The following is a 21,410-nucleotide window of genomic DNA, read 5'->3' as shown; positions in this document are numbered from 1 at the left end:
TCCGTTTCTACCTGAGACGGACTGCGTTTTGCTGAATACTATTAACTATGATAAATCGTATTATTTATTGCATAATTCGGTACATTTCAATTATTATTGCCACTCAACTCGCTCGTTTCTTTTCCACCAACACAATCACTTACCCCTATGCGTAAGCAGCTTTACTATGCCCTGGCCGCACTGATTCTGGGCGGCGCGGCCGTACCCGACGAGAGTTACGCCGAGTCCATAGCCCCGGCAGCCTCGACCACCGCCATTCTGAAAGCAGACGACGCGAGTCACGCCAGCAGCGTGGCCAAACGCAAAAAGCGCAAGAAGCGCCGCGCTGGCCGGCGTCGGCGCTAGCCTCGCATCTTTGGGGCAGTAAAATTCCGGCTTTTTCGGCGTAAAAATCTGCCAATCAAGCCCTAATATCACCCATCTTCGTTCTCTCGACGCGGCCCTGAGCTACGTCAGCCGACGGCTTCACATCTTCATGTGAGGCCGTTTTTTTTGGGCAGCCGCATAGTCGACGTAGAATTGCATCGTCAAACGATTCTAGGATTTCTCCACTTCTTCTTGCTCCACCGCTATGAAAACGCTCTGCTGTTCCCTGCTGCTTGCCGTGCTGGCCAGCGCCCCTTTCGAGGCTGCCTTCGCTGGTGCGCCCGTGGCCGAAACCACCTCACTCACCCCGGCCGGCCACGACGCGTTCGGCGGCGGGTATAAGTTCAAGCGCAAAAAGCGGAAGAAGAACCGTGGCGGCATGCGTCGCAGCAAGCGCCACGGCCTGTTCGGCTTGGGCCGCTAACTGCCCACGCTAGGCCGCGGCGGGCTGCAGCACCGCCGGGTCGTTGTGGGCCGGCGAGTTGACCAGGGTGGTCACCGCATACTCCTTCAGCAGGCCGTCGGGCAGCGGGCGCAGCAACGCCTGGTGTTCGGCGGCCGTTGTGCGGTCATCGAGCCAGGCCAGCTCGGCGGCGCGGTCGGGCAGGATGACGGGCATGCGGTTGTGCAGCTGCGCCATCAGGGCGTTGGGCTCGGTGGTGACGATGGTGAACGTGGGCACCACTTCGCCGGTGTCGCGGTCGGTCCATTCGTCCCAGAGGCCGGCAAAGGCGAAGGGCGCTTCGTCCTGGCGCAGGATGCGGTGCGGAATCTTGCCGCGGCCCGTCTGCTGCCACTCGTAGAAGCTGTCGGCCAGCACCAGGCAGCGGCGGCGCTGCAGCAGCTGCCGAAACGAGGGCTTTTCGGGCAGCGTCTCGGCGCGGGCGTTGATGGGCTTGGGCGCTTGCTTCACGTCCTTCACCCAGCCCGGAATCAGCCCCCACTGCACCGCCTGAATGTCGTGCGGGGCGAGGTTGGTGATAATGGGCATGCGCTGCGAAGGCGCGGCGTTGTAGTTGGCCGCCGTGGGGGCGGCCGGTTTGGCATCAAAGCGCTTGGCCAGGCCCGAATCGGGAGTGATGATGGTGTAACGGCCGCACATAAGAGGAGAACTGGTAAAAGAAAGCCTCGCTTTCTGCAGCGAGGCTTCTCGTCAAGATGCTTATACGGCGGACAGCATTGTGTGGAGCATTTCGCTCAACTGCCTTGCCGTAAGGTGCACCGTCTGTTTTACCCCTCCGGCGACGCCCTGACCCTCCGCGTAGGTTCGCAAACGAATGCACTCTATGCCGTTGGCCGTAACCACATCAAATACAGCATCGGTAGTTCCGACACCAGAAGTAGCGTGTGTGCCTTCGGCTGCTACTTGGTTAAGAGTTAAAAAAGCCATGATAATGGGGTTGAGTTGAAGTGGCTAAAAGTAGTCTTTGACCTTTTATACACATATACATTTTGCTTTACCCCACCGCTAGCTCGGCCAGAAACTGCCGCAGGGCGCTGGCCACTTCGCCGGGCGCTTCGAGGGGCAGCAGATGGCCGGCGCCTTCGATGAAGTGGAAGGTGGTGGCTTCGGCCAGGCAGGGCAGCAGCTCGCGCTGGTGCACCTGCGGGGGCAGCACGGCGTCGGCGGTGCCGGCAAGGAGGAACACGGGCACCTGCACGCGGGGCATCAGGGCGCAGATGTCTTCCTTGCTGCCCTGCAGCAGCCACGCGTCCCAGGCAGCTTTGCTGGTGCGCAGGTTGTCGGCAATGACCTGCTGGCGCAGCGCATCGGGCAGGGCCCGGGCCGTGATGTGCTCGAAGGTGGCTTCGGCGGCGGCCGGGTCGCCGTAGCTGCGCAGGCTGGCCTGCCGCTCCTCCTCGCGCATGGGCTCGGGGGTGGGCGGCGAGGGCGTGAGCAAGGCCACGCCGCGCAGGCCAGGCGGCTGCCGGGCGGCCACGTCCAGCGCAATCTTGCCGCCCATGCTGTGGCCCACGAGCACGTAATCGGCGAGCTGCTGGCGGTTGATGAGGGCTTCCACCTCGCTGGCGTAGGCCTCCACGGAGTAGCCGCGGCTGGGGGCGGGTGCGTCGCCGAAGCCGCCGAGGTCGGGCGTGAGGCAATGGTAGTCGGGCCCCAGCGCCTCAACGACGGCCGACCACTCGCGGCCGGAGCCGGCCCAGTAGTGCAGAAAAATCAGGGTAACGGGCGCAGGAGCAGCGGACATAAGCGGAGACGCGGTGAACAACACCGACTTGCTTACGGGAAAGCGGCTCCGGAGTGGCTGGGAGCCAGGGCGGTATTGCCGTTGCGTAGGCAGTCAGGTTCGGGTTGAGCGCCAGTCATGCTTCGCCTGGCAGACGCGCAGCGAAGGATGCCCCGTCCTGAATAGCTTTATTACCAGCCAGCTGACTCCTCGTTGCGAAATGCGCTTTCGGATGCTGTGAGGCCATTTTTCTGCCTTGCGCTTCAGCCAACAGCGTCTCCGGCAAGCCCGGTACTGTAATTCTGATTATCATTAGTCTCACCCGTTGCCCGCACACCGATGTCCACCCCACTCGCCCCTTCGCCCTGGCCCGCCCTGCCGGCCGACTCCTGGACCGCCACCCGCCAAACCCTGCACATGTGGACGCAGATAGTGGGCAAGACGCGGCTGGCGCTGTGCCCCATGCTGAACCACTGGTGGCAGGTGCCGCTGTACGTGACGCCCCGCGGCCTCTCCACCGGCTCGATGCCCTACGCCGCCGGCGCCTGCGAGGTCGTGTTCGACTTTCACCACCACGAGCTGCAGCTCTACACCAGCGACGGGGAAGTGCGCCGCATGGCGCTGGCCCCGCGCACCGTGGCCGATTTTTACCACGAATACCGCAGCCTGCTGCGCGCGGCGGGCGTGGCGGCCCCCATCTGGCCGGTGCCGGTGGAAGTGGAGGATGCCACGCCTTTCTCCCAAGACCAGCACCACCACAGCTACGACCCCGACGCCGTGCAGCGCTTCTGGCAGATTCTGCTGCGCGCCGATCAGCTGCTGGGCGAGTTTCGCGGGCACTTCACCGGTAAGGCCAGCCCGGTGCATTTCTTCTGGGGCTCGTTTGATCTGGCCGTCACGCGCTTTTCGGGCCGGCCGGCGCCGGCGCACCCCGGCGGCGTGCCCAACCTGGCCGACTGGGTGACGCGCGAAGCTTACTCGGCCGAGGTGAGCAGCGCCGGCTGGTGGCCCGGCGGCAACGGGCAGGAAGCCGCCTTCTACAGCTACGCCTACCCCACCCCGCCGGGCTTCGCGCAGGCGCCCATCCGGCCCGCCGAAGCGGCCTTCAGCGAGCAGTTGGGCGAGTTTCTGCTGCCCTACGAGGCCGTGCGCACCGCCGCTGATCCGCGCCGGCTGGTGCTCGACTTTCTGCAGAGCAGCTACGAGGCCGCCGCCAACCTGGCCCGTTGGGACCGGCGCCACCTGGAGCGGCACTAGGCCCGCCGGCTTACTTCCAGCGAATTTTCTGCCCCGCACCGCGGGCGTGCAGCCGCTCGGGCGTGCGCCGCAGAATCGTGTCGCGCAGCAGGGTGAGCAGGGGCCGGCGCACAAAGCTGTGGTGCACCACCAGGCTGACTTCGCGCACCGGCTCGGGCGCCTCGAAGCGCTTGATCATCGGGTTGCGGTCCAGCTCGTCGAGCACCGACAGCTCGGGCACCAGGGTGTAGCCGTGGTTTTGGCGCACCAGCTGCTTGAGCGTTTCGATGGAGCCGCTTTCGTAGGTGAAGGGCCGGGCTTCGTTGGCCGCGGCGGCGGTGCAGATATTGAGCGTCTGCTGCCGAAAGCAGTGGCCCTGCTGCAGCAGCCACATATTATCGTGGGCCTGCAGGTCGGTGGGGCGCAGGGCAGGCTGCGCGCGCAGGGGGTGGTCGTCGGCCACGTAGGCCAGAAAAGGCTCTTCCAGCAGCGGAATTTCCTGCAGGGCGCGGTCGTCGAGGGGGGTGACGAGCAGGCCCACGTCGAGCTGATTGGCTTTCAGACGCTGCACGATGTGCTCGGTCTGCAGCTCTTCCACCTGCACGCGCAGCTGCGGATGCTGCTGCACTAGCTCCAGCAAGAACAGCGGCACCAGGTAGGGCGCCAGCGTGGGAATGATGCCCAGGCGCAGCTCGCCCACCAGCTCCCCCTTTTCCAGCTGCACCACCTCGCGCAGCTGCTTCACCGAGCGCAGCACCTCCCGGGCGCGCTGCACCACTTTGGCGCCCGTGGCCGTGGGCTCGATGCCGCTTTTGGTGCGGTGAAACAGCAGCACGCCCAGCTCGTCTTCCAGCTTCTGCATCTGCATGCTGAGCGTAGGCTGGGTGACAAAACACCGATCGGCCGCCAGCACGAACTGCCGGTGGGTGTCGAGGGCGACGAGATATTCGAGTTGCTGCAGGGTCATATAGACATCATCAATACTACCATCAAAATTATCGATTTTACTGATAATCCCCGAACGCCCACCTTTGCAGCACCTCAACAGAACCAACTGCTGCCTACGATGTCTGAACAACAGCACCCCAACCGCCTGACCACGGCCGCCGGCCGCCCCATCTGGGACAACCAGAACTCGCAAACCGCCGGGCCGCGCGGTCCGGTCCTGCTGCAGGACTACCTGCTGCACGAAAAGCTGGCCCACTTCAACCGGGAGCGGATTCCGGAGCGCGTGGTGCACGCCAAGGGCTCGGGGGCATACGGCACCTTCACCGTGACGCACGATTTGACGCAGTTCAGCCGCGCCAAGGTATTTTCAGCCGTCGGTAAGCAGACGCGGGTGTTTCTGCGCTTCAGCACCGTGGGCGGCGAGAAAGGCTCGGCCGACACGGAGCGCGACCCGCGCGGCTTCGCGGTGAAGTTTTACACCGAGGATGGCAACTGGGACCTGGTGGGCAATAACACGCCGGTGTTCTTCGTGAAGGACCCGGTGAAGTTTCCCGACTTCATCCACACCCAGAAGCGCGACCCGCAGACCAACTGCAAGTCGGCCACGGCCATGTGGGACTTCTGGAGCCTGAACCCCGAAAGCCTGCACCAGGTGCTGATCCTGATGTCGGACCGCGGCACGCCCTACGGCTACCGCCACATGCACGGCTTCGGCTCCCACACCTTCTCGTTGATCAACGCCGCGAACGAGCGGTTCTACGTGAAGTTCCACTTCCTCACCGAGCAGGGCATCAAGAACTTTACCGCCGAGGAAGCCACCGAAATGAAGGGCATCGATCCGGACTTCGCCCAGCGCGACCTGTTCGAGGCCATTGAGCAGGGCAACTTCCCGCGCTGGACGCTGAAGGTGCAGCTCATGCCGGAGGCCGACGCGGCCACCTACCACCTGAACCCCTTCGACCTGACCAAGGTGTGGCCCCATGCCGACTACCCGCTGCAGGAGCTGGGCGTGCTGGAGCTGAACGAAAACCCGGTGAACTACCACGCCCACGTGGAGCAGGCCGCCTTCGCCCCGGCCCACGTGGTCGACGGCATCGGCTACTCGCCCGACAAGATGCTGCAGGGCCGCCTGCTGGGCTACCCCGACGCGCAGCGCTACCGCCTGGGCACCAACTACGAGCACCTGCCCGTAAACCGCTGCCCCTTCGGCTTCTCGAACTACCAGCGCGACGGGCAGATGGCCCTGGGCGACAACGGCGGCAGCGGGCCGAACTACTTCCCCAATTCCTTTGCCGGCCCGCAGGAAGACCCGACGGTGGGCGAACCGGCCGAGGCCCTGCACGGCCTAGCCGACCGCTACGACCGCAACGCCCCCGGCGAAAACGACCATTACTCCCAGCCCGGCGCGCTGTTCCGGCTGCTGACGCCCGCGGCCCAGCAGAGCACCGTGCAGAATATCGTGGGGGCCATGAGCGGGGTGAGCGGCCCCAAGCGCGAGGAAATTCTGCAGCGCCAGCTCTGCCACTGGTTCCGCGCCGACATCGGCCTGGGCCTGGCCATTGCCAAAGGGCTGGGCCTGGATGTGACCGTGCCCACGCACCACGCCCCGGCCGCCGCCGTGTAGGGTAGAAGCACCGCAAGGCGCCCCGGCGCATGTTAAGCCGGCTCCGTGAGGGGCCGGCTTTTTTCGTAAACGGACAACGCCCGCCGCCGGATTACGTCTATCAAGCCCAACTATTAGCCACCGGGAAGCCAAACGCTTCCCAAAACCTTGCTACCTTGGGCTGGGGTTTTCCCGCCTTACTCCTGCACATTCTTTCCACTCCAACTTTTGCTACATGCACCCAAACAACTACTCTTCCGCTTCCGGGCTGTCGAAAAAAGCCTGGGCACGCCTGACGACCCTGGCCGCCGCCGTGCTGCTGGCGCCCGCCGCCTGGGCCCAGGCCCCCGCCAACGATGACTGCGCCGGGGCCGTGACCCTGACGCCGGCCTTCACCTGCACCACCGTGGCCGGTACGGTGGCCAGCGCCACGCAAAGCCAGGCGCCCATTGCCTGCAACGGCTTTACCTCGTCGACGGCCCGGGACGTGTGGTACAAGTTCACTGCCACCAGCGCCGCCCACACCATCACCATCGGCAGCGCCTTCGACGGCGTGCTGGAAGCCTTCAGCGGCTCCTGCACCACGCTGGCCAGCATGGGCTGCGCCGACGACAACGTGAGCAACAGCTCGGAATCCATCACGCTTTCCGGCCTCACGATTGGCAGCACCTACTACGCCCGCTACTACGCCTACGGCAGCGCGGCCCCGACCAACGGCGCCATCACCGCCTGCGTAACGGCGCTGGCAGCCAATGACGCGGAAGTGCAGGCCATCTACGCCCTGGGCAAGACCCCGGCCGGCACGCCGCAGACGGTGCAAGCCGTTATCCGCAACGCCGGCTCCACGCCCCTGTCCGGCGTACCGGTGACGCTGGCCGTAACCGGCGCCACCACCTTCAACAACTCGCAGCTGACGGGCAACATTCCCGTGGGCGGCACGGCAACCGTAACGTTCACCAACTACACGATTCCGGCTGCGGCCACGGGCACCAACACGCTGACGGTTTCGCTGCTGGCCGACGACAACCTGACCAACAACACGCAGACGTACAGCCAGCTCATCACGACCAACTCGTTCAGCTACGTCAGCAATACGGCCACGATCAACGCCAACAACAGCGTGGGCTTCGGCGCCACGGCTACGGCCGCCTTCGTGGTGCGCTACAACACCACCGTTGCGCGCCGGCTCACGTCGGTAGTTGCCAACATCGGCGACCCGGCTTCCGTGGGCAACACCGTATACGGGGTAGTGGTAAGCTCGACCGGCGCCGTGCTGGGCCGCTCGGCCAACTACGTAGTGACCACGGCTGACGTCAACCAGCGCCGTACCTTCCCCCTCACCACCCCGGTGAACGTGGCTGTCGGCGACTTCTTCGTGGGCCTGGTGCAAACCCCCTCGATCAGCACCCAGTACTTCCCGATGAGCTACGTGCCGCAGACGCCCACGCGCCCGGGCACGTTCTACACCATCAGCCCCTTCTCGGCTACCACCGGCGGCACCCTCACCGATGCGGCTTCCCAAGGCTTCGGCATCTTCGTGGTGGAAGCCACGGCGGACGTTGCCACCGGCACCTCGGCCGCACTGAACCGCGCCATCAGCCTGTACCCGAACCCGAGCACCAACGGCGTGGTAACGCTGGACGTGCGCGGCGCCAACGCCCAGGGCGGCCTGCAGGTGCAGGTAACCAACACGCTGGGCCAGACGGTGTACACCAACACCCAGCTGCGCGACAACTTCGAGAACAAGCTGGACCTCTCGCACCTCTCGGCCGGCGTGTACACGCTGAAAGTGAAAGTGGGCAACGACTACACCATTCGTCAACTCTCGCTGACCAAGTAAGACCGGCGGATTTCCGCCCCACAAAAAAGCCTGCCTCCGTCCGGAGGCAGGCTTTTTTTGTGCGCGGTGCGCGGGGCCAGGCTCAGATATCCACTTTCAGCGAGGCCGGCCGCGGGGATATTTCGAACAGCTCGCCGTGGGGCACCATGGTAATCTGCCCGAACTCGCGGATCATCATCTTGTAGCTTTCCCCCACCGGGCGGATTTTCCGGTCGAGGTCGTAGAGGCCGCAGGGGTTCACGGCGAGGCGCTTTTCGGCCAGGCTGATGTCCCAGTCGAGCTGATCGAGCAGGGAGTACCAGGTGAAGCCGACGACGGGCACGCCGTCCTGCCGGATGCGCGTGACGTTGACCCATTGCTTCCAGAGCCAGCATTCGGCCTCCTTGGCGTTGAAGCTGTTGGTTTCGGTGTGAAAGACGGGCTTGCGGTACCGCTCGTAGTACTGCTTGGTCATGGTGTACCAGCCCAGCACGTCCTCGGCCGAGCACCAGTTGCCGTCGGGCTTGATGATGCGCTCATTGCGGCCGTAGTAGTCGTTGCCCATGATCTGGTAGCCGGGCGGCTCGCCGGCCATAAACCACTGCAGCTCCTCCCGAGTCATGCCGTTGTCGAGGCAGTAAAGCAGCACTTCCGCGTCGATGGTGTGGGCGTAGAGCAAATCCAGCGAGAGAAAGCGCAGCTTGTTGGTGAGCCGGATGTCGGGGCTTTGCACGGCGCGCATCTCGTGGATGTACTCGGCCGACTCGCTCTGCACGATGACGCAGTCGGGCCGGTACTTGGCAATCTGCTGGTTGCCCATGATGCTGGCCGCCGTGATGTGCTTCATGGCGGTAATGAAGGCGCGGTCGTCCTTGAGCTGCTCGTTCCAGATGCCGTCCTTGGCCGAGGCGCGGGCCGTCACGTAAATCTCGTTGACGGGCGTGTAAAAGCGCACCCAGGGGTAGCGCCGGGCCACCGCGCCGCAGTACTCGGCGAAGTGCACCGGCAGCTCGGGGTTCTGGAAGTTGCCCACCCAGTCGGGCACGCCGAAGTGCATCAGGTCCAGGATGGGCGTGAGGCCCAGGCGCTGGATTTCGGCCATGGCCAGGTCGGCAAACTCCCAGTCGTAGCGGCCCGGCCCCTGGTGAATTTTGTAGTACGGCAGGTTGTAGCGCAGCACTTTCAGGCCCAGCTCCCGCACCAGGCCCAGATCCTCCTGGTACCGCTCGTAGTGGTAGCTTTCGGCCAGCTGGTCGCGGCGGGTGCGGCCGTGGTCGATGGTGGGGTAGGAGCACTCGATACCGGTGGCAAACATGAAGTTGCTGGGCGAACCGGTGGGCAGGCCGCGGCCGTCGTGGCCGGCTGCCCCGCCGAATTCGTCGCCGGCGTAGTGCCCGTCGCCGAAGCTGGCTTTGATGTGAGAGAGAAAGTTCTGGGGCATGTGGTGTGGTTGGGGTGGCGGCAGTTTATCCTGTCATCCGGAGCGCGGCAAAGCGGAGCAAAGGCCCTTATCACCTCAGGCAGCAGTCCCTAAGGCTAGTCGTTCACGCGTGGCAAGGGCCTTCGGCTGCCCGTACACCAGATGACAGGTGGAGTGGCTACAGGTCGCGGCGGCGCTGCTTTTCCAGGAATCTATCGGCGGTGCGCAGGCTGAGGGCCATGATGGTCAGGGCCGGATTGACGCTCAGGGCACTGGGAAACACGGAGTTGTCGCAGATGTAGAGGTTGGGCACGTCGAAGCAGCGGCCGTCGGCGTCGACCACCGCGTCGTCGCCGCTCAGCCCCATGCGGCAGGTGCCGATAACGTGGGCGGAGCGCGGGAAGGCCCACACGTCGCGGGCGCCGGCGGCGTCCCAGATCCGGCGCATCACGCGCTCGGCGTGGGCGTTCATGCGCAGCTCGTTTTCCTGGTTGGTGAAGTAGATGCGCGGCTTGGGCAGCCCGCGCGCGTCCTTTTCGTCGGAGAGTTCGAGGTAGTTGTCGGCGTGGGGCAGGCAGTCGCCGAGGATGTTGATGCCGGCCACGTGGTTGTACTGGCTCATGTACTCGCGCAGCTGCGGGCCCCACAGGCCGCGGCCCCGGGCCACCTGGCTGGCGAAGGTCACGGGCATCACGCCGATGCTCTGCAGCAGGTAGCCGCCAGCAAAGTCGGCGTCCCTGGGCCGGTGGGTGTCCTCGGAAATCAGCCCGCCGGGAATGCCCTTGTTGGGCCGCACCAGCTCGTCGAAAGTGCCCCAGAGCTGCAGGCCGGGGTGGGCCATCAGGTTGCGGCCCACGTGCCCGCTGCTTAGCGCCAGCTCGTTGAGCAGCAGCAGGCGGGGCGTTTCCACCGCGCCGGCGCACAGAAACAGCGTGCGGCACCGCTGGCGCTGCTCCTGCCCGTGCTGCTGGTACACCACGCCCGTCACGCGGCCCTGGGCGTCGCGCTCGATTTCCGTCACGAAGCAGTCGGCGCGCACCTCGGCGCCGTGAGCTTCGGCCAGGGGGATGAAAGTGACGTCCATGCTGGCCTTGGCCCCGTTGGAGCAGCCGGCCTGGCAGAAGCCGCGGTTGGTGCAGGCCTCGCGCCAGCCGATGCCCTCCTGGTAGTAGCGCGCCGACAACGCCGCGTTGGCCGCCGGCGAGGTGCGGATGCCGAGCTTTTCGCAGGCCCGCTGCATCAGCTGGGCAGCCCCGTTGAGCGGCAGCGGCGGCAGCGGGTAGCCACGTTGCCGCTCGGGCCCCCAGGGGTAGGGCGAGGGACCCGACACGCCCAGCAGCCACTCCAGCTCGTCGTAGTAGGGCGCCAGGTCGTCGTAGCTCAGGGGCCAGTCCTGGCCCCGGCCGAACTCGGTGCGCAGGCGCAGGTCGTCGGGCTGCACGCGGGGAGTGTAGGCGGTGTAGTGCAGGGTGCTGCCGCCCACGCCTGTGCCGGAGTTATTGTTGCCGAAGGAAAGAGGGTGCTTTCCGGCCGAGAGCCGCTCGTCGTTCCAGAACAGAAACGCCTGGGCCTGCTCGTCGGTGGCGAAGTCGCGGCGCGGCTCGTGGCGCGGGCCGGCCTCCAGGGCCACCACCCGCAGCCCGGCCAAAGCCAGCCGGGCCAGCAGCGGCGCCCCGCCCGCCCCGGTCCCGATTACCACGCAGTCGACCACGTCGGTCGGCTCGGGCAGCTTGGCGGGCTGGGGCTCGGGCGTATCAGCCGCGGCGGGCGCGTCCTGCAGCAGTTGCCGCAGCAGCGGGTCCTGCACCTCGGGCTGCACGGGGCTGACCACGCCTTCTTCAATGAGTTCTTCTTCGTCGGGCACGGTGTGGTGAGATGGTAAAATGGTGAAATGGTGAACTAGTGAGCGGCAGCATGGTAAAATGGAGTGGCGCCAGAACGCCAAACTAACCATTTCACCATCTCACTATTTCACTTCTTGCGGCTCCCGCTCTTCGCGTTCATCGAGGCCGATGCGCGTCCAGGCGGGCAGGTCGGCCATGCCGACGTAGCCGATTTCTTCCTGGGCCAGCGGGTGGGAATAGTAGAGGATGGTAGCTTCGGCCAGCAGCTCTTCGAAGAAGCGCCGGGCATCAACTTTCAGCCACAGGTCGCCGGGGGCCGTGCCGGCCTGCACGGCGGCCAGCACCTGGTCCTGCTGCGCGGCACTCAGCAGCAGAAAATCCTGCTGAAACTGTGCCTGCGCCGTCTGTTGAACGCCTCCGAGGCCGAGGCGGTAGGCTTCGCGGTCGGGCGGCAGCACATCGTAGCGCCAGCCGTCGGCCTGGCCGCTGAACAGGCGCCGGTCGATGCCGGCGGGCAGGTCGATGGCCTCGGCGCCGCGCTCGGTCTGGGGCAACAGGCGCTGGCACACGGCCCCGAGCAGGCGGTAGCTGTCGGCATCGAAAAACTGCGGCTCGTAGGCCGGGGCATCAAGGCGCGCTTGCAAAGCGGCGCGGGTGACGTCGCTCACGTGGGGCGTATCGAGCAGGGCCCGCACGGTACCGGGGGGATATTTCATGTGGTGAGATGGTGAGGTGGTGAACTGGTGAGTTTGATGTTCGGGAGGCGCGGAACTGCGCAGCTTGCGCAAGCAGAACGGCACTCACCAGTTCACCACCTCACCATCTCACCTACTGGTCGCTGCTCATTTTACCGCCCGTTACGTGGACCAGGGAGCCGGTCATGAAAGAGCCGTCCTGGGAGGCCAGCAGCACGTAGGCGGGAGCTATTTCTTCGGGCTGACCGGGGCGCTTGAGGGCTACTTCGTGGCCGAACTTCTCGATTTCCTCGCGCGGCATGGTGCCGGGGATGTTGGGCGTCCACACCGGGCCGGGCACCACGCAGTTCACGCGGATGCCCTTCTCGCCCAGGTACTGCGCCAGGCTTTTGGTGAAGGCGTGAATGGCCGACTTGGTGCTGGCGTAGTCAATCAGCAGCGGAATGCCCGTCAGGCCCACGATGCTGCCGGTGTTGATGATACTGTCGCCCTTGCGCAGGTGCGGAATGGCGGCCTGGGCCATCCAGATGTAGCCCAGAATGTTGGTGTCGAAGGTGCGGCGGATCTGCTCTTCCGAAATGTCCTCGAACTTCTCCTGCGCCATCTGGAAGGCGGCGTTGTTGACCAGCACGTTCAGGCCGCCCAGCTCCTTGGTGGTGCGGCGCACGGCCTGCTTGCACTGTTCCGGGTCGCGCACGTCCAGCTTCAGCAGCAGGCAGCGGCGCTTCTGGCCTTCCACCAAGCGCTGGGTTTCGCGCGCGTCCACGTCGTTTTCGTTGTAGAGCACGGCCACGTCGGCGCCCTCCATGGCAAAGGCCAGCGCCACGGCCCGCCCGATGCCCGAGTCGGCGCCGGTAATCAGCGCGATTTTGCCCTTGAGCTTACCGGCGGGCAGGTAGCCCGAGAGGTTCGAGTCGGGCTGCAGCTTCATGTCGGCCTGCTTGGCCGGGTAGGGCAGCTTCTGGGCGTGCTCCTTCATCTGGGCGGCCGTGGGGCGCTTTTCGCGCTTGGGCACCGGGGCTTTCGTGGCGGCCGCCTTGGGCGCGGTCTTTTTGGCCGGTTTCGGCTCGTCGGGGGTCGGGGGAGCGGGGCGGGCGGGAGCGGCTTTGGTGGCGGGTTTCTTGGCGGCCATAGCGAACGGGCGTCGGTGGTGGTGATGCTCTAGGCCTTACGCAAAAGCGCCGCGAAAAGCCGAGCTTGGCCAGTGACGTTCAGCATACCGGGCCGCCGGGCCGCCCGCAAAAAGCCCCGGCTCCGTCGTACGGAACCGGGGCTGCGCGGGCCGGGGCGGGCCGTCGGGGCTTAGTTGCTCTGGTACTCGGCAGCCTGCTCCTGCGCCGCTTCGTGCAGCGTGGGGTAGTCGGTGTAGCCCTTGTCGCCGGGCACGTAGAAAGTGGCGAAGTCGGGCTGGTTCAGGGCCGCGCCCTGCTCGAAGCGGGCCACCAGGTCGGGGTTGGCAATGAAGGGCACGCCGAAGGCAATCAGGTCGGCTTCGTTGTTTGCCAGGGCCAGCTCGGCGGTTTCCTGGGTGTAGCCCCCGTTCAGGATGAGGGTGCCCTTGAAAATCCGGCGCAGCGCGGGTCCGATGGCGGGCTTGCCTTCCGGGCGGGCCATCGGGTGGCCGGGCAGGGCCTCCAGCACGTGCAGGTAGGCCAGCCCGAAGCGGTTCAGCTGCTCGGTGACGTAGCTGAACGCGCCCAGCGCATCGGAGTCCTGAATGCTGGCGCTGCCCTGGGGCGAGAGGCGGATGCCCACGCGGTCGGCGCCCAGCTCATCCACCACGGCCTGCACCACTTCCAGCACGAAGCGGCTGCGGTTTTCCACCGAGCCGCCGTACGCGTCGGTGCGCTGGTTGGCGCCGTCCTGCAGAAACTGGTCGAGCAGGTAGCCGTTGGCGCCGTGGATTTCCACGCCGTCGAAGCCAGCGGCCTTGGCGTTGCGGGCAGCCTGGCGGAACTGGTCCACCACGCCCGGAATTTCGCTCAGCTCCAGGGCCCGCGGCGTGGGTATTTCCTCGAAGCCCTGGCCGGTGAAGGCCTTGGCGCCCTCGGGCTTGATGGCCGACGGTCCCACCGGCAGCTCGCCGTTGTGGAAGAAGGGGTGCGACACCCGGCCCACGTGCCAGAGCTGGGCGAAGATGCGCCCGCCGGCCTCGTGCACGGCCTCAGTCACTTTTTTCCAGGCGGCTACCTGCGCCTCGGAGTAGATGCCGGGCGTGTTGATGTAGCCCACGCCCTGCGGCGACACCTGGGTGCCCTCGGTGATGATGAGGCCCGCCGTGGCGCGCTGCACGTAGTACTTGACCACCGAGTCGGTGGCGGTGGTTTCGGGGTTGGTGGCGCGGCTGCGCGTCATCGGGGCCATGACGAGGCGATTGGGCAGCTCAATGGCGCCCAGCGTGAAGGGCGAAAACAGCTTCGGAGTGATGTTGCTCATGGCAAAAAAGAGGGTTGGCGCCAGCAAATGGCGTTTTTTCTGGGTTGATTGCCGCCCGGCTTTGGGCGCAATGGCTGTCTAACCCCTGATTCCCCTTCCCGGTTATGACTTCGGCCCACATTGCTCGGTATACTCCGTGAAACCGGCAGGGGGTGATGTAGTGAGCTAGCGACTTAGAGTCCCTGACAAAACCTGCTTCCGGCTTTCAGAAAGCAGATCCAGGTTCTTGATGCAAAGCTGTGCAGAGGTTTAGGTAGAAGCTTTCAGTGAATTGAGGTTCAAGAACTCACTACATCACTAAGTCGCTAACTCGCTGACTCACCGCGCTACCAGCTCCACGCGGCGGTTGCGCGGGCGCTGGTGCGGGTCGCGGTTGTCGGCCACGGGGCGGGTGCCGCCGTAGCCCACGGCCGTCAGGCGCACCGAGTCGATGCCGCGCTGCACCAGGTAGGCCCGCACCAGCCGGGCGCGCTGCTCCGAGAGCTGCTGGTTTTTCTGCGGGTCGCCCACGTTGTCGGTGTGGCCGGCAATTTCAAACTGCAGGGCCGGCTTTTCGCGCAGCACGCGCACCAGCCGGGCCAGCTCCGGGCCGGAGCTGGGCAGCAGCCGGGCCTGGCTCTGCACGAAATAGATGTGCTTCAGCGCCACCGCCTCGCCCCGGCGCAGCTTGGTCAGATCGGGCAAAGAGTCGCCGAGGCCCACTACCGCCGGCACTGCGGCCCGGCGCCCGGCGGGTTCGGGGCGACGGGCCGCCGGCCGGGCCACTGCTGGGCGCGGGGCGGGGGCGGAGCGCCCGGTCCGCGGCGTAGCGGCGGCCACGACCGGGCGGGCCGCGGGCACGGGTGGCGGTGCCGCGGCGGTGACGGGCGGCGTGACCGGGCGGGCGGCGGGCGGCGGCACCGGCTTGGCCGAGGCCGGCAGCGCCGCAAACATATAGGTGGCTCCGACGGGCTGCAGGGCGGCTGCGGCGGGCAGGCGCCAGCGCAGCACGGCACGGCTGTCGAGGATGGTCTGGAAATAATCGACGCGCAGGCGGTAGTAGCGGCCGGCCTCCAGGCGCAGGCGCACGGTGGCGGGCACGTGGTCCTGCTCGCGCCAGGCATCAATGATGCGCTTGCCGCCCACCCACACGCGCAGCCCGTCGTCCATCACCGTCGAAAACTCATACTCGCCCGTAGTGGGCGCCAGCAGGTAGCCCTCCCAGCGCACCGAGAAAAACTCCGGCCCCAGCCCCTCAACGGGCGGCTTCTTTTTCCAGTCGAAGTCGATGTTGGCGTCCTGACGGCGCAGTACCAGCTGCTCGAAGTTGGTGCCGTTGTAATACGCCGCCTGCAGCCCGGTACCGGCGGGCCGGGCCCGGCCGGGCGTCTGGGCATGAGCCAGGCCCGCCCAAACGCCGCTGCAGCATACCAGTAACAGCCCAAAACGTTTCATGCCCAAACAACGGCATCAAACGACAATATTGGATGATCCGGCGGGTAAAAAACTAGAGCGCCCGGGCAGCGGGCACATCCCCGGCGCTCCAGCGCCCCGCCGGCTTTTGGGCAAAGATTCGGCGGACCGGCGGGAGCTCCACGCGCGGCCGCGCAGCTGGATCCGGCGGACCACTGGCAGACGCGAAGCGGCATTGGCTTTTGAACAGAAGATTGGATTTGTTGGGTGGGCCCGACGTCGGCTTGCCGGCTATTTTTTTCAGTTTCTCTTTTGGGAATTACAAGTTGTTGCTTTACTTACCGACCAATAACCGCAACCAGCCGGCGCTGCTCCGTTTTGGACCGTCCGGTTTCGTTTCGTACGTAGTTTGTTGCCCCGCCCTGCTGTTCTGGCCGGGCCCACGGTGCACATCCCGTGGTTTTACTGTGATTCAGCTTTCTTTCCGGTGAATTCCGGCGGCCCGGGGTGCTAAGCCCCTACCGCCCGCGCCGGCCCTGAATACCCGCTCCACCCCGCCCCCGGCGCCTCGGCCTTTTAGCCGCTCCGCCATCCACACCTACCTATTGCATCCTGCCAGGGCATTTCGTGCCCTGCCCCGTCCGCCCGGCTTACGCCGGGCCGGCTGGCGCGCCTCGTCGTGTCCAGTCCCGGGTTATTCGTGTCTTCCGTTCTGTTCACCAGCTATGACCCAACCACTACTTATTGCCATCTGGCGGCTTCTCGGCCTGCTGTCTGCGGGGCTGCTGGCCCCGGGCGGGCGCCCCGGGCTCGTTGGCTTGGCGGCAATGGCCGCCACCGACCCGCTCAACCGGCCGCATTTGCTGGCCGGCGCCGAAACTGCAGCCTTCCCTACTACTCTTGGCAGGGCCGCCACGCCGCACAGCAAGCTTCTTAAAGCCAGGCGCTTGACAATCTTGTCGGATCAAAAAAACAAGGCTATCGGGGCTTTGCGGCGCGTGCGGACCAGTTGGCCCGTAGCGGCTCCCGGCAGCCGATGTTCCGGCAACTCGGCCTGAAGAGCCCGGCTTTATCGGCATAAGCCAATTTTTAAGGCCCCGAGGTGCGGCCTCGCCGTGCGTCCATGGCAATTCCGCGCTATGCGGCCGTTAGCGCACCCTTCAGCGCATATTTTCTCCGGGCCCCATATCTGCCCGAGCTCTGCCTGAGGCTTTTACCGTCGACCACCTCCCATTTCTCACTGCCCGCCAGCGCCCCGGCTGATTTTGCAGCCGCCGGGGTTGCTGGCAGCGCCTACCCCACTTTTGCCTATGTAAAAAGTCCTACTAAGCAGCGGGCCGATCCGCTCAGCCCACCCAACCACCGCCAGCTAATCCGTGCCGGGCAGCCGTTCCCGGAACACGGTTTAAACCATCCACGGCCTCTTTCTTTTCTGCCAGTTTCATGAAAAAGTACCGTATTCTGAGTCTTGCGGCCGCCCTGGCCCTGTCTTCCCCGGCTTTTGCACAGTATTTCCCGCCTTCCAGCACCGACCTCGCGGCGCCCGGCTCCAACGGCACTACTGCCAGCGCAACGGAGCACACCGGCACCGACGTGATAGTGGAACGCAAAAAAGGTCGGCTGCAGACCATGGTGTGGGACAACGCCAGCACGGGCAAAATCTACCTGGCCTGGAGCTTCAACTCGGCGCCCTCTTCCACTGACTTTCTGGAAGTGCAGCCGCCTACCGGCACGCAGGTACTGAGCGACCCGGACGTCACTACGGCGTACTACAACGACGAACTGTACGCGGCCGTCGTATACCTGGCCAAAAACGTCAACCTGGGTGCCAACGCGACGGTGCGCACCTACCTCGATATTTACCGTTGGGACGGCAGCTCCTTCCAGCGCGACAACCCGCAGAATAGCGGTAATCCGCTGGCGCTGGGCGTGGCCGGCATCAGCAACAGCACGGGCACGGCCAACCGCATTCATTCCTCGCCCAACATCGACGCCAACGCCAACGGCACCATGGGCGTCGTGTGGCAGGAAACCAGCGTGGAAACGGCCCAGATCCGCGTGATTTCGCCGTCGTATCCGGGGCCTAGCGGCTACACGTTCACCCAGGATGTGCGCTTCGCGGAAAGCTACGTGCTGAGCGGCAACATCGACGGCACCAACATTCCCTGCACGGTGCCCCGCGGGACCAACGCCGCCCGCATTGCCGCGCCTTCCAACCCCAACCCGCCCATTCTGTTCAACCAGACCCTGCTGCCGGACATTGCCGTGTCGCCCAACGGCGTGCTTTCCTTCTGCTACATTTCCTCGTCGGCCGACCCGACCAGCACCCCCGTTACCTCGGGCACCAGCCTGGTGGTGAAGCAGTACGTGGCCGACTGCGGCGCGTTCGGCCCGGGCTTTTCCCTGCCCACTTACAGCTGGAGCCTGCCCGGCAACCACGGCGCACCGCGCATTGCGGCAACCGGCAATCCGGCCAATGACCAGGCATCCGACGTGGAGGTGGTGATGGCCTGGTCGGGCGGGGCCTGCCTGGAAGGCATCGGCACGCGCGCCTACTACGAAATCCACAACTGGGGCCGCAGCGGTGGCGCCTGGCGCCCCAGCCCGACGGTGGTGAGCATTCCGACGGTGGCCACCGATAACGGCTACGCCGTGGCCAATCCCGTAGTGGCCTTTGTCGGCACCGAGGGCGATGAATTCTCGAACGAATACGTGGTGGCGTGGGAAGGCCTGAACTACCCCGACGAAGGCAAGGAAATCGATGTGTGGAGCACCACGCTCAAGGCCGGCAGCTTAACGTTCGGCAACAGCTACAGCCGGGTAAACGAGCAGGCCGACGGCGAGCAGATCATTCCCAGCGTAGCCGGCCGCTACTCCGGCGAGAACCGGGCCACGGCCTACCTGTTCTACGACAAGACCATTCCGCAGCTTTCCTTCCGCCATTCCAGCGCGCAGGCGGGCGACGGGCCCCTGCAGCGCCCGGCCGGCACTCCGCTGCCGAGCATCAGCCCGAACGGCGTGATTCAGGCCTACCCCAACCCCTCGTCGTCGGCCGTGAACTTCAACCTGCACCTGCGCAAGGGCGAAACGGTGCAGCAGCTGACCGTGGTGGATTTGCTGGGCCGCGTCGTCGACCACGTGAAGGTGCCCGGCCAGCAGGCTACCACGCAGGTGCTGAGCTGGCAGCCCCGGCAGAGCCTGCCCCAGGGCAGCTACGTGGTGAAGCTGGTGACCAATCAGCGCACCGAGAACATCACGGTGAAGCGCGAGCAGTAGAAGCGCGTTCTGCTACCGGACCCACGCCTGGCCCCGTCGGATTTTCCGGCGGGGCTTTTGCCGTGTCCGGCGGCCGGCCGGGCCGCCGGGCGGCCGCTCTGTGCCTGAATTTCCCTAAAGAAAGCGCGCCGAAGCGGCGCGGCGGGCCGCCGCTTGTACTTTAGCCCCCACGACCTCCCACCCACTGGTTAATTCCTTCCACCTCAACCCCCTCACTACCGAATGGGTAAACGTCTACTCCTGTTTTTGGCGCTGCTGCTGGGCGGCCTGGCGGCCCTGCCCGCCGCCCGCGCGGCCACCGGCGACACCACCCGGGTGCTGCTCTTCAGCAACCGCCCGCTCACGCGCTACGGCAACTACGACACCACGGCCACCTTGCCCGCGGCCGGGCGCTACCGCAAAATCCTGCTGCACTACGTGCTCGGACGCTACGCCTGCCCGCCCGGTACCCAGTACTGCGGCTCCTGGGACTACACCACCCGCGTGCTGCTGATGCCGCCGGCCAACGATACTGTGGAGCTGGCCCGCATCATCACGCCTTACGCCACCGACTGGCTGGCCCAGAACCGCCGCCACGACTTCGTGCAGGACGTGACCGACTACGCCCCGCTGCTCAAGGGCCAGCGCGGCCTGCGCTTCCTCTACGACGGCTACTCCTGGGGCTTCACCCTCACGCTGTACCTGGAGTTTATCGAGGGCGTACCGCCGCAGGATGCCCTGGCGGTGAAGAACGTGTACGACGGCAACTTCGTCTACGGCAGCGCCACCGACCTGCTGGAAAGCCACCTCTCGGCCAAGACCGTGACGGCGCCCGCCGGCAGCAGCCGCACCCTGCTCAAAAGCTTTATCACCGGCCACGGGGCCGACGTGCGCAACTGCGCCGAGTTCTGCCGCAAAAACTACACCCTGAAGCTCAACGGCACGGCCGTGGCCACCACCGACCTCTGGCGGGCCGACTGCGGGCTGAACCCGGTGTCGCCGCAGACGGGCACCTGGGTGTACAACCGCAGCAACTGGTGCCCCGGCAGCGCCGTGGCCCCGCTCTACCACGACATCACCGCCGGGCTGAGCGGCGGCGCGGGCACCGTCGACATCGACATGGCCAATTACTTGATTTCCAACCAGAACAACGTGAGTGCGCGCTGGATCTGGCAAACCCAGGCCGTGAGCTACAGCGCCCCCAACTTCACCGCCGATGCAGCCCTGGAGCGCATCATTGCCCCCAGCACCGACCCGAACTTCCGCCGCGACAACCCCATCTGCGACGCCCCGCGGGTGACGCTGCGCAACACCGGCTCGGCCCCGCTCACGGCGGCCACCATCCGCTACCGGGTGGGCAGCAGCCCCTGGCGCACCTACCAGTGGACCGGCAGCCTCGCCTTCCTGGCCCAGACCGACGTGACGCTGCCGCCCGTGCCGGCCGATTTTGCGGGCCAGTCGGTGTTTAAGGTCTACGTGATGACGCCCAACGGCCAGCCCGATCAGAACCATTACAACGACACGCTGAGCACCCGCTTTACCCCGGTGAGCGTGCTGCCGCCGAGCTTCGTGGTGAACATGACCACCAACGGCTCGACCATTGCCGGCGGCCTGAGCCAGACCTCGTGGACGGTGACCGACGCCAACGGCCAGCCCGTGGCCAGCCGCACCGGCGCGCTGCCCAGCACGGCCTACGCCGACACGCTGCGCCTGGCCCCGGGCTGCTACACGCTGAGCATCAACGATACCGGCTGCGACGGGCTGGCGTGGTGGGCCAACCCCAACGCCGGCAACGGCAGCATGCGCCTGCTGGGCCTGAACAACGCGGTGCTCAGCACCATCAGCGGCGACTTCGGCTGCCAGGCCCAGCTGCGCTTCTCGGTGACGCAGGCCCTGGCCGCCGCCCCCGCCCGCGCCCTGGCCGCCCTCGACGTGTACCCCAACCCCGCCCAGGACGGCCGCTTCACTCTGGATCTGAACCTGCCCGCCCGCCAGGACGTGCGCGTGCAGGTGCGCAGCGTGACGGGCCAGTTGGTGCACCAAACTACCCTCGCGCAGGTGCAGGCCGCCAAACGTCCGCTCGACCTGCACCGGCTGCCCGCCGGGGTGTACCTGCTCGAATGCCGCGGCCAGAACGGCCTGCAGCTGCACCGCCGCCTGCTGATTCCGTAATCCGGTCCTGTTCAGATCAAAAAAAAGCCCTTGCCAGT

General features: G+C 65.8%; 17 protein-coding genes. 7 read left to right on the top strand and 10 right to left on the bottom strand.

The annotated features are described in order from the left end of the window. Positions 1–147: 147 nt before the first annotated feature. Together DLM85_RS07865 and DLM85_RS07860 are read left to right on the top strand one after the other, a co-directional pair. On the top strand, positions 148–345 hold the full coding sequence (locus DLM85_RS07865) for a hypothetical protein (protein WP_111477568.1): 198 nt from the start codon (positions 148–150) through the stop codon (positions 343–345). Positions 346–571: 226 nt separating this feature from the next. Further along, complete coding sequence (locus tag DLM85_RS07860; RefSeq protein WP_111477567.1) at positions 572–790, top strand: hypothetical protein; 219 nt, start codon at positions 572–574, stop codon at positions 788–790. A gap of 9 nt (positions 791–799) precedes the next feature. Here the strand turns inward: DLM85_RS07860 and DLM85_RS07855 are convergent, their stop codons facing one another. The 3 genes from DLM85_RS07855 to DLM85_RS07850 form a co-directional block, all read right to left on the bottom strand. Further along, a complete protein-coding gene (locus tag DLM85_RS07855; protein ID WP_111477566.1) occupies positions 800–1,468 on the bottom strand; it encodes an SOS response-associated peptidase in 669 nt (222 codons plus the stop codon). 60 nt (positions 1,469–1,528) lie between these two features. Next, positions 1,529–1,756 (bottom strand): hypothetical protein, encoded by a 228-nt coding sequence (locus tag DLM85_RS25015; protein WP_133256959.1) that lies wholly within the window; start codon positions 1,754–1,756, stop codon positions 1,529–1,531. 67 nt (positions 1,757–1,823) lie between these two features. Next, positions 1,824–2,573, bottom strand: coding sequence for an alpha/beta fold hydrolase (locus tag DLM85_RS07850; RefSeq protein WP_111477565.1), 750 nt, complete (start codon positions 2,571–2,573; stop codon positions 1,824–1,826). A 318-nt stretch (positions 2,574–2,891) separates the two neighbouring features. Here DLM85_RS07850 and DLM85_RS07845 point away from each other — a divergent pair, with 318 nt between their 5' ends. Beyond that, the gene (locus DLM85_RS07845) at positions 2,892–3,809 is read left to right on the top strand and encodes a DUF5996 family protein (protein ID WP_111477564.1); all 918 of its coding nucleotides are present in this window, start codon (positions 2,892–2,894) and stop codon (positions 3,807–3,809) included. Between the two features lie 10 nt (positions 3,810–3,819). Here the strand turns inward: DLM85_RS07845 and DLM85_RS07840 are convergent, their stop codons facing one another. Further along, positions 3,820–4,755 carry a LysR substrate-binding domain-containing protein gene (locus DLM85_RS07840; protein WP_111477563.1) on the bottom strand — a complete coding sequence of 312 codons (936 nt, stop codon included), beginning with the start codon at positions 4,753–4,755 and terminating at the stop codon, positions 3,820–3,822. Positions 4,756–4,854: 99 nt separating this feature from the next. Between DLM85_RS07840 and DLM85_RS07835 the strand changes: the two genes are divergently transcribed. Both DLM85_RS07835 and DLM85_RS07830 read left to right on the top strand, forming a co-directional pair. Next, complete coding sequence (locus tag DLM85_RS07835) at positions 4,855–6,360, top strand: catalase (protein ID WP_111477562.1); 1,506 nt, start codon at positions 4,855–4,857, stop codon at positions 6,358–6,360. 214 nt (positions 6,361–6,574) lie between these two features. Beyond that, complete coding sequence (locus DLM85_RS07830; RefSeq protein WP_111477561.1) at positions 6,575–8,179, top strand: T9SS type A sorting domain-containing protein; 1,605 nt, start codon at positions 6,575–6,577, stop codon at positions 8,177–8,179. 82 nt (positions 8,180–8,261) lie between these two features. Here DLM85_RS07830 and DLM85_RS07825 read toward each other — a convergent pair whose 3' ends face one another. The 6 genes from DLM85_RS07825 to DLM85_RS07800 all read right to left on the bottom strand — a co-directional run bounded on the left by DLM85_RS07825 (position 8,262) and on the right by DLM85_RS07800 (position 15,987). Next, positions 8,262–9,599, bottom strand: a complete 1,338-nt coding sequence (locus DLM85_RS07825) for a family 1 glycosylhydrolase (protein WP_111477560.1) — start codon at positions 9,597–9,599, stop codon at positions 8,262–8,264. A 157-nt stretch (positions 9,600–9,756) separates the two neighbouring features. Next, on the bottom strand, positions 9,757–11,307 hold the full coding sequence (locus tag DLM85_RS07820; protein WP_243635921.1) for a GMC family oxidoreductase: 1,551 nt from the start codon (positions 11,305–11,307) through the stop codon (positions 9,757–9,759). Between the two features lie 237 nt (positions 11,308–11,544). Continuing rightward, the gene (locus DLM85_RS07815; RefSeq protein ID WP_111477558.1) at positions 11,545–12,138 is read right to left on the bottom strand and encodes a gluconate 2-dehydrogenase subunit 3 family protein; all 594 of its coding nucleotides are present in this window, start codon (positions 12,136–12,138) and stop codon (positions 11,545–11,547) included. Between the two features lie 112 nt (positions 12,139–12,250). Next, positions 12,251–13,249 carry an SDR family oxidoreductase gene (locus tag DLM85_RS07810; protein WP_111477557.1) on the bottom strand — a complete coding sequence of 333 codons (999 nt, stop codon included), beginning with the start codon at positions 13,247–13,249 and terminating at the stop codon, positions 12,251–12,253. A gap of 170 nt (positions 13,250–13,419) precedes the next feature. Further along, a complete protein-coding gene (locus tag DLM85_RS07805; protein WP_111477556.1) occupies positions 13,420–14,553 on the bottom strand; it encodes an alkene reductase in 1,134 nt (377 codons plus the stop codon). 318 nt (positions 14,554–14,871) lie between these two features. Beyond that, a complete protein-coding gene (locus tag DLM85_RS07800; RefSeq protein WP_111477555.1) occupies positions 14,872–15,987 on the bottom strand; it encodes a PA14 domain-containing protein in 1,116 nt (371 codons plus the stop codon). A gap of 1,401 nt (positions 15,988–17,388) precedes the next feature. Between DLM85_RS07800 and DLM85_RS07795 the strand changes: the two genes are divergently transcribed. Beyond that, complete coding sequence (locus DLM85_RS07795; RefSeq protein WP_111477554.1) at positions 17,389–19,221, top strand: T9SS type A sorting domain-containing protein; 1,833 nt, start codon at positions 17,389–17,391, stop codon at positions 19,219–19,221. A 222-nt stretch (positions 19,222–19,443) separates the two neighbouring features. Further along, positions 19,444–21,372, top strand: a complete 1,929-nt coding sequence (locus tag DLM85_RS07790; RefSeq protein WP_111477553.1) for a peptide-N-glycosidase F-related protein — start codon at positions 19,444–19,446, stop codon at positions 21,370–21,372. The last annotated feature ends 38 nt before the right edge of the window (positions 21,373–21,410 follow it).

Origin of the sequence: Hymenobacter edaphi, assembly GCF_003258365.1 — a bacterium.
Lineage (GTDB): Bacteria > Bacteroidota > Bacteroidia > Cytophagales > Hymenobacteraceae > Solirubrum > Solirubrum edaphi.
This window is presented reverse-complemented; position numbering and strand designations above follow the sequence as displayed.